3 protein-coding genes and 1 pseudogene are annotated in these 1,846 nt (G+C 73.6%); all 4 read left to right on the top strand.

Going from position 1 to position 1,846, the window contains the following annotated elements; genetic code table 11:
• On the top strand, nt 1-258 hold a 258-nt coding region (locus tag ACIKT0_RS17710; protein WP_407106656.1), incomplete at its 5' end, for an extracellular solute-binding protein.
• A 3-nt stretch (nt 259-261) separates the two neighbouring features.
• The gene (gene modB, locus ACIKT0_RS17705) at nt 262-972 is read left to right on the top strand and encodes a molybdate ABC transporter permease subunit (protein ID WP_183396605.1); all 711 of its coding nucleotides are present in this window, start codon (nt 262-264) and stop codon (nt 970-972) included.
• 31 nt (nt 973-1,003) lie between these two features.
• A pseudogene (gene modC / locus ACIKT0_RS17700) lies at nt 1,004-1,768 on the top strand (molybdenum ABC transporter ATP-binding protein); the annotation flags it as partial.
• An 8-nt stretch (nt 1,769-1,776) separates the two neighbouring features.
• The coding region (locus ACIKT0_RS17695) for an MmcB family DNA repair protein (protein ID WP_407106657.1) at nt 1,777-1,846 on the top strand (70 nt) is incomplete at its 3' end.

Genomic DNA, 1,846 nt, shown 5'->3' with positions numbered 1-1,846 from the left:
GCGCTGGCGCTGGTCGCTCGCGGGGAGGCGCCGCTCGGCGTCGTCTACGCGACGGACGCAGCGGCCGATCCGAGCGTCCGGATCGTCGGCACCTTCCCGGCGGACAGCCACCCGCCGATCGTCTATCCGGCGGCGCGCCTCGCGACCTCCGACAATCTCCAGGCCGCAGCCTTCCTGAAATATCTCGCCTCCGCGCCGGCGCGGAAGATCTTCGAGGCGGCGGGCTTCACCGTGCTCGCGCCCACCTCGGGGAGTTGATCGCTGGACGCGCTCGCAGCCGCGCTGGGGCTCGCGCCCGAGGACCTGGTCGCCGTCCGGCTGAGCCTGCTGGTCGCCAGCGTCGCCACGGTCGCGAGCCTGCCGTTCGCGGTGCTGGTGGCGCTCGCGCTCGCCCGCGGACGGTTCCCGGGCAAGGCGCTGCTGGACGGCCTCGTGCATCTGCCGCTGGTTCTGCCGCCGGTCGTGACGGGCTACCTGCTGCTGATCGGCTTCGGTCGCCGCGGCCCGATCGGCGAGGCGCTCGAGGCGTGCTGCGGCGTGGTGTTCTCGTTCCGCTGGACGGGCGCGGCGCTCGCGGCCGGCATCATGGGATTCCCGCTGATGGTCCGGGCGATCCGGCTGTCGCTCGAGGCCGTCGACCGCAGGCTCGAGGACGCGGCCGCGACCCTTGGAGCGAGCCGGACGGGGGTGTTGTTCGCCGTCACCCTGCCGCTCGCGCTCCCGGGAGTGCTGGCGGGGGCGGTGCTGGCCTTCGCCAAGGCCCTCGGGGAGTTCGGCGCGACCATCACCTTCGTGTCGAACATTCCAGGCGAGACCCGCACCCTGCCGGCCGCGATCTACACGCTCACCCAGACCCCCGGCGGGGACGCGGCCGCCGGGAAGCTCGTGCTGATCGCGATCGCGCTGTCGCTCGCCGCCCTCATCGCCTCCGAGCTGCTGGCGCGGCGCCTGGCTTCGCGGATCGCCGGATGAGCGGGACCTTGCGGACGGCGGGGGCGCGCTGATGCTGGACGTCGACATCCGCCGCCGCGCAGGCGCCTTCTCGCTCGACGTCGCATTCGCCGCGCCGGCCGGCGTGACCGCCGTCGTGGGCCGCTCGGGCGCCGGCAAGTCCACCCTCGTGGCCGCCGTGGCGGGTCTCGGGCAGCCGGACAATGGCCATATCGACCTCGACGGAACCGTCCTGTTCGACAGCGGGGCCGGCGTGAACCTGCCGGTCCGCAAGCGGCGGATCGGCGTCGTGTTCCAGGAAAGCCGGCTGTTTCCGCATCTGTCGGTGCGCTCCAACCTGCTATTCGGCCGCAGACGGCGGCGCGACGCCACCGCCCCCTCCTTCGACCAGGTGGTCGAGACCCTCGGGGTCGGGCATCTGCTGTCGCGGCGGCCGCGCTCGCTCTCGGGCGGCGAGAGGCAGCGGGTGGCGATCGGGCGGGCGCTGCTCTCCGGCCCGCGCGCCCTGCTGTTCGACGAGCCGCTCGCGGCGCTCGACGCCGAGCGGAAGGCCGAGATCCTGCCGTTCCTGGAGGCCCTGATCCAGGAGGTCTCGCTGCCGGTGCTCTACGTCACGCACGCGCTCGAGGAGGCGCGGCGGCTCGCGCGCGGGCTCATCGTGCTTGAGGGCGGCAGGATCGTCGCCGCGGGCGCGATCGAGGAGACCATCGCGGCCGCGGGGCTTGCGAGCGCCGGAGACCGCCTCCTCGACGGCGTGACGGTCGAGGCCGCCATCGTGGAGCGGGACGAACGCTACGGGCTGACGGGGCTTGCGCTGGGCGGCGGATCAAGTCCGGCGCGCAGGATTTCCGCACCGATCGCAAATGGCCGGACTACCGCGAGTTCTGCGACCGTT

It is taken from the genome of Hansschlegelia beijingensis (assembly GCF_045505405.1).
Taxonomy (GTDB): Bacteria; Pseudomonadota; Alphaproteobacteria; order Rhizobiales; family Methylopilaceae; genus Methylopila; species Methylopila beijingensis_A.
The sequence above is the reverse complement of the archived record's forward strand: the minus strand, read 5'-3'. Positions and strand labels throughout refer to the sequence as shown.